The sequence below is a fragment of the Noviherbaspirillum humi genome, from assembly GCF_900188095.1.
Taxonomy (GTDB): domain Bacteria; phylum Pseudomonadota; class Gammaproteobacteria; order Burkholderiales; family Burkholderiaceae_D; genus Noviherbaspirillum; species Noviherbaspirillum humi.
Genome location: NZ_FZOT01000038.1, coordinates 1 through 6228 on the forward strand (window position 1 = coordinate 1; position 6228 = coordinate 6228).

The 6228-nt window shown below is 54.6% G+C and carries 6 protein-coding genes; 2 read left to right on the forward strand and 4 right to left on the reverse strand.

The genetic code is table 11. The features are described 5' to 3' along the window. Positions 1-133: 133 nt before the first annotated feature. The 3 genes from gmd to CHB88_RS24960 form a co-directional block, all read right to left on the reverse strand. Positions 134-1258, reverse strand: a complete 1125-nt coding sequence (gene gmd, locus CHB88_RS23910; RefSeq protein ID WP_089401871.1) for a GDP-mannose 4,6-dehydratase — start codon at positions 1256-1258, stop codon at positions 134-136. Between the two features lie 29 nt (positions 1259-1287). Next, complete coding sequence (locus CHB88_RS25760; RefSeq protein WP_089401872.1) at positions 1288-2358, reverse strand: GDP-L-fucose synthase family protein; 1071 nt, start codon at positions 2356-2358, stop codon at positions 1288-1290. 142 nt (positions 2359-2500) lie between these two features. Next, positions 2501-3163 carry a hypothetical protein gene (locus CHB88_RS24960; RefSeq protein ID WP_143131467.1) on the reverse strand — a complete coding sequence of 221 codons (663 nt, stop codon included), beginning with the start codon at positions 3161-3163 and terminating at the stop codon, positions 2501-2503. A 111-nt stretch (positions 3164-3274) separates the two neighbouring features. Between CHB88_RS24960 and CHB88_RS23920 the strand changes: the two genes are divergently transcribed. Further along, positions 3275-3577, forward strand: a complete 303-nt coding sequence (locus CHB88_RS23920) for a PilZ domain-containing protein (protein ID WP_089401873.1) — start codon at positions 3275-3277, stop codon at positions 3575-3577. Positions 3578-3987: 410 nt separating this feature from the next. Here the strand turns inward: CHB88_RS23920 and CHB88_RS23925 are convergent, their stop codons facing one another. Further along, positions 3988-4554: a PEP-CTERM sorting domain-containing protein gene (locus CHB88_RS23925; RefSeq protein ID WP_143131468.1), complete on the reverse strand. Its 567-nt coding sequence runs from the start codon at positions 4552-4554 to the stop codon at positions 3988-3990. 687 nt (positions 4555-5241) lie between these two features. Here CHB88_RS23925 and CHB88_RS23930 point away from each other — a divergent pair. Continuing rightward, the gene (locus tag CHB88_RS23930; protein WP_089401875.1) at positions 5242-5910 is read left to right on the forward strand and encodes a PEP-CTERM sorting domain-containing protein; all 669 of its coding nucleotides are present in this window, start codon (positions 5242-5244) and stop codon (positions 5908-5910) included. The last annotated feature ends 318 nt before the right edge of the window (positions 5911-6228 follow it).

The window sequence follows — 6228 nt, forward strand, 5'->3', positions numbered from 1 at the left end:
ACCGGAACCGCCGGACAGGATGACTGGACACAGCTTGCTGGACATGGATCACACTTCCTTTCGATGCTTGTATGCCGCAAAGGCGGCGGCTGCTTGAACCAATGCGGACGGCGTAGCGCCGTCCAAAACCAAATTACTCGTGGTGGCTGTAGACGCGATAGCCGGCATTGCGCACCAGGTCGTCGCGCTTCGCCGCGCTGTGGTCGGCCAGCACCATTTCCTTCACCAGCTCCGCAAACGAGGTGCGCGGCTTCCAGCCCAGTTTCTGGTGCGCCTTGGTCGGATCGCCCAGCAGGGTTTCCACCTCGGTCGGACGGAAGTAGCGCGGGTCGACCTTCACCACCACATCGCCGACGCGGCACTTCACCTCCGGGTTGGCCACGGCGGCGACGATGCCGGTCTCCTTCTCGCCCTGCCCTTCCCAGGCAATCGTGATGCCGAGCTCGGCTGCGGCGATCTGGACGAACTCGCGCACGCTGTACTGCACGCCGGTGGCGATGACGAAGTCTTCCGGCTTGTCCTGCTGCAGCATCAGCCACTGCATCTCGACGTAGTCGCGGGCATGGCCCCAGTCGCGCTTGGCCGACAGATTGCCCAGGTACAGGCAGTCCTGCAGCCCGAGGGCAATGCGGCTGACCGCCCGGGTGATCTTGCGAGTGACGAAGGTCTCGCCCCGCAGCGGCGACTCATGGTTGAACAGGATGCCGTTGCAGGCATAGATGCCGTACGCCTCGCGGTAGTTGACCGTGATCCAGTACGCATACAGCTTGGCCACCGCATACGGGCTGCGCGGGTAGAACGGCGTGGTCTCCTTTTGCGGAATCTCCTGCACCAGGCCATATAGCTCGGACGTGGATGCCTGGTAGAAACGGGTCTTCTTCTCCAAACCAAGGATGCGGATCGCCTCCAGGATGCGCAGCGCGCCCATGCCGTCGGCATTGGCGGTGTACTCCGGTTCTTCGAATGACACCGCCACATGGCTCTGGGCGGCGAGGTTGTAGATCTCGTCGGGCTGCACCTGCTGGATGATGCGGATCAGGCTGGTGGAATCGGTCAGGTCGCCGTGGTGCAGCTTGAAGCGCACTTCCGGCTCGTGCGGGTCCTGGTACAGGTGGTCGATGCGGTCGGTGTTGAACAGCGAGCTGCGGCGCTTGATGCCGTGCACTTCATAGCCCTTGTTGAGCAGCAGTTCGGCCAGATAGGCACCGTCTTGTCCGGTGACGCCAGTGATCAGGGCGACTTTGTTGTTAGTGGTCATGTATCGTCTTTCTTGGTAAGTGGGCGACATCAGCGCGCCAGGAATTCGGCGTAAGCCTGGGACAGGCCATCCTTGAGAGAAATGCTGGCGTGCCAGCCCAGCCGCGCCAGGCGCGAGCTGTCCATCAGCTTGCGCGGCGTGCCGTCGGGCTTGCTGGCGTCGAACGCGATCTGCCCCTCGAAGCCGACGATCTCCGCCACCGTGCGCGCCGCCTCGCGTATCGTGAGGTCGGAACCATAGCCGACGTTGATGTGGCTGAGCATCGGCTCTGTGCAGGACTGGTACACCGCCGGCTCCAGGTTCATCACATGCACGCTGGCCGAAGCCATGTCATCCACATGCAGAAACTCGCGGTACGGCGTGCCGGTGCCCCACAGGGTCACGGTCTCGCGCGGCTTCAGTTTCGAATCCGTTGTGATCGGCGCTTCCGGATCGAGACCGATCATGACCTTGATGTCGGCCGGAATCTCGCCATGGCGGCGCTCGTCATCGATGATGCCGGCGAGGTCTCGCTGCATGGCCAGCTTGGCCAGGTGGAACTTGCGGATCATCGCTGGCAGCACGTGGCTGTTGGCGAGGTGATAGTTGTCGCCGGGACCGTAGAGATTGGTCGGCATCACGCTGCGGTAGTCGGTGCCGTACTGGCGGTTATAGGATTCGCACAGCTTGATGCCGGCGATCTTGGCGATTGCGTACGGCTCGTTGGTGGATTCCAGGGTGCCGGTCAGCAAGGCGCTTTCGGTCATCGGCTGCGCCGCCATCTTCGGATAGATGCAGCTGGAACCCAGAAACAGCAGCTTGTGCACGCCCTGACGATGCGCCGCACTGACGACGTTGGCCTCGATCATGAGATTGTCGTAGATGAAGCTGGCCGGATAGGTATTGTTGGCGTGGATGCCCCCCACCTTGGCCGCCGCCAGGTAGACTTGATCCGGTTTTTCGCGGGCGAAGAAGTCGTTGACCGCCGCCTGGTTGGTGAGGTCGAGTTCCGCATGCGTGCGGACCACGATGTTCTCCTGCCCCATCTGCTTCAGCCGCCGCACGATGGCCGCGCCTACCATGCCGCGATGGCCGGCGACATAGATCTTGGGTTGATGCATGTATCGACACCTTGTCTGGCGATTGTTGACGGAAGTCAAGCGGCGACGGCGTAGTATCGTACTTCTACTGCGTCGGAGCGCTGCTTGGCCTGGGCCGCGTAAGCGGTTGTCTTGCTAGCGATATTTTGCCGACCGAAGTGCGTCAGCTCTTGCGCCCCAGCAAACAAACAACCCTTTGCAGACTTTGCTCATCAAGCATTGATCGAACGCTTACCGTGACAGCGTTTGCTGGCCTCGCAGGGCCTATCCGTAATAAGGTTCGTGACCTAGCAGCAAGCGGCAGGCTTGGATAGGCACTCAATCCTGCCAATGGTGCACCAGAGGCTTTTATCGGCTTCTCATTGTTTGCAATGGCGGCGTATACGTCTGCAACGCCTGCGGCGTTACCGGCGAATGATTGGCCGAAGCGAGAAATTGCCGGGAAGCAGGCAACGGTCGCGTACGTCTGATATCGGGCTGTCGCTAGGTGTGAGCGATCAACGTCGATGTCACGTCCAATGCCAGCGGTGAGATCGATCAAGACATGCATGGGCCGCGCCCGTCCTTGCTGTTGGGCTTGCCTGATGGGCACGCAGCAGGAGGCAGCGCAACGAATAGAAAAAGCCGACTTGAAGATATTGGTGGCTGGCGACGACTGCGGTTTTACATGGGTGCTTAGCCAAAATAAATCAATTCGAGACTGCCGCCGCTTATCGATCAGCCATCGATTTGCGATCTGCGTTTGAGAAATACTCAAACAATGTTTGAACGAGGCAAAAAGACGGCTGATGACGCCAATTTCCTCCTCAAATACCTCCAAATTCATTGACATTGATAAGCATCAAGGATAATCTTTAGACTGAGGTTGATGCGTAACAAGTCATTGATTGGTCAAGACAAAAACTTCTAAATTAAGCATCGCATTCAACACATACCGATGAATACACAATCCGAGCGCTTCACAAATCAGCGGTCCGAGCAGCGATTCAATCTTCAGTTTCCGGTTTCTTTGGGATTCGCTGAGGGAGTCACCCGAGATATCAGTGCTTCCGGCTGCTATATCGAAACCAGCAAGATCGAATCGATTGAATCTGAAATCATCGACTTCACCTTTTTTATGCCTGGCCCACACGGCGGCATAGAACGAAAGTGCATAGGCAAAGTCGTTCGCATTGAGCAGAACAAGGAAACGACGGGGCTCGGCGTGCAGATTATTGGGTCTCAGCTGCTAAGGCATTAGCGCCTGCTGAAGTTGGAGCGCATGTCTTAAGGACTGCGCTCCTCACCTCCAAGCTTGGCGGCATTCAAATCCACTCCAATCATGGATTGCAAACCGCGTGCGTTATCCGTCACGCTCCATTCAAGCTGTAAAGTTTTATTTGGTTGCGACCCAAACTTCAGAAAGACTCCCGCTCGCTTAAGAAGTGAACATACTTTCTTGAACTAAAGTTTTAATAACTAAGGCACGACGCAGACCTTGCTATGCAGCGTAGCCTGATGTCGAAGATAGGGGAATTTTTGTCAACGCAGGAAACTGGAAAATTGACGAGCCCGTCAACTACAACATCATTGTAGTTGACGGGCTCAATTGCTTTGCAAGCCCAAGGCAGAGACGATCAGCCCTACCTTTAACGGGCTTAGTTAGAACGATTATCCGATCTTACGACGACGCAGGGCCAAACCCAGCATTCCCAAGCCGACCAGAGCAACCGTGCCAGGCTCTGGCACTACACGTACACCAGCGTCGATATAAGCACTGACAAAGCTGTAGCTACCCTCGGTTGCAGACAACGAGACATGCAATTTTCCGTCGTCGACAAGGTCAACCATGGACGTTGTCAGGGCGATACCGATATCTGGGACGATATAAGTAGAATTATTGCCATTTGGGACATCGTTGGAATTGCTACCAGTATAAATTTGCTTATTATCACCAAATCCAAATGTGTATTTGACCGTTTCTTGTCCACCGTTAGGATCCGTCAACTTCAGAAAAACCGTCGCGGTATCGATTGCCCAGCTTGCACCCGGAAAGCCGGCAATCAGGTTTGCCAAATAAGCGCTTGCATCAAGCACAAAATTTTTAGATGCGTTAGCTACGACTCCGCACTCTGAAACACAGGTGGTCGTAGCGATAGTAGTTGCTTGCGCAGCCATGGAACTGCATGCGAGAACTGCTGTGGCGATCAGTTTGGCGGTGGTAGTTTTGTATGACATGGCGGTCTCCCTGTTGAACACGGCGCAATATAAGCAATCCCTGTGCCAAAATAATTTTTCCTTATTATTCAATAGTATATATAGAATTCGTAGAGAAAAATCAATGGGTATGTAAAGAAAACCGACGCCCAATGCCGTTCAAGGCTCTTTGCCAGACTACAGTTCGGTTCGATTTTTGGTGGTCGGCGCACCGATGGTTTCGAGTACCCAAGTGGCCTACGCCCCCCTAGACCGCCATCAAGGCCAGAGAAAACAATATCTATTCAACGGAGGGCGTTGAAAGGTCGATGGATAAGAATGTGCTTCGATGGATTTCACCTATGATGGGTCGCTTCCCGATACCTTGAACTGGGTAGACCTAACCCAGCTTAGCTACCCACTTTTATCAAGGTAGAAAACACACCTTTGAAGCGCTTCAGTCGTCTGTGACTTCGCTTTTCAATTCCTAGACAGTCTACGCAGACACGCGGCTTATTCACTGTGCTTGTTCGGAAACCATTGGGGCACATAATTTCCTTGAGGCATTGGCCCTTGATAGTTATCAAGTCGATAAAATTGTCAGATTTCGTATAAAAAGAATTTGGAATCATATAAGTTATTGTTTCTGTGGTGATTAAAATTTTGGCACATTCGTTGCTATCCTCGAGATTGGTTTTCGTGGGCTCACCCAACCATCCGGAGGAAAGCATGAGATTCGCAAAAGGTCTGAAGGCTATATTGGCAGTATCGATTCTTGCTTGCGCCGGCAGCTCGTATGCTGCTGCCTGCGGCACTGGCAGTACGCCTCCAAGTGGAGGACTGAATACGACTGACATGGTGATTAATTCAATCAGCGCGACGAACTGCTTTGGGACTTTCGATTCGGGCAGCAGCAGCCTCGCCACCATGCAAACTTACGTCAACAACAATTCCTCTAACTTTTTTGGCGGCGGATGGACCGGGGTGGTAAAGGACGACGCAGGGGGTGGCTCGACCGAAGGCAATAATATTTTCAACGGCATCCAGTTTGCGCTTAGTGCGCTTGGCAACAACACCTTCACCCTGAACCTCACGGATACGAATCCGAGTGCTCCGTTGAACCTGCCGGCCACTTTCGACCTCCTTGGTGTTTTGAATGGCGGAAACGTCGATGCCGCTTACTTCTTCGATGACATTCTTCTCGATACCAGCAATAACGGAAGCTATACGATCAGCTTCAAAAACAATGGCGGCCAAATTCCGGGGCTTTCTCACCTCGACATCCTTGTGCGCGACGGCAGGAACACCAATGTCCCCGAACCCGGTCCCTTGAGCTTGCTGGCCATTGGCATCATGGGCTTCATGTGGGTACGCCGCCGGAATCAGTTGAATGCATGAAGGGACCCAATGCTTTTGCGCCGCATGAATCACATCTAGGCAATTCCTGTCTTAAAACAGCCGCCCGCCAGGCGGCTGTTTTGTTTTCCCTCATCTGCCGACCAAGCCCCTCACTTCGACGACATTGCACTGGCCCTGGCCACTGGTTTTTGGGTTTGTCTGCTAGCGCGTTAAGCAAGCCTAAGTTATCCTTTCCGGCAATTGCTCGATACGCCATCGACACCCCAGTACACACCCGCCGAAAAGCAAAATCCTCAACAAGGAAGAAAAACAATGTCCAGCAAGCTGTGTCCAGTCATCCTGTCCGGCGGTTCCGGC

Coding starts and splice junctions, on each gene's coding strand:
- CHB88_RS25760 (WP_089401872.1), bottom strand. CDS start 2,358: ATGCATCAACCCAAGATCTATGTCGCCGGCCATCGCGGCATGGTAGGC.
- CHB88_RS23930 (WP_089401875.1), top strand. CDS start 5,242: ATGAGATTCGCAAAAGGTCTGAAGGCTATATTGGCAGTATCGATTCTT.
- CHB88_RS24960 (WP_143131467.1), bottom strand. CDS start 3,163: ATGAATTTGGAGGTATTTGAGGAGGAAATTGGCGTCATCAGCCGTCTT.
- CHB88_RS23925 (WP_143131468.1), bottom strand. CDS start 4,554: ATGTCATACAAAACTACCACCGCCAAACTGATCGCCACAGCAGTTCTC.
- CHB88_RS23920 (WP_089401873.1), top strand. CDS start 3,275: ATGAATACACAATCCGAGCGCTTCACAAATCAGCGGTCCGAGCAGCGA.
- gmd (WP_089401871.1), bottom strand. CDS start 1,258: ATGACCACTAACAACAAAGTCGCCCTGATCACTGGCGTCACCGGACAA.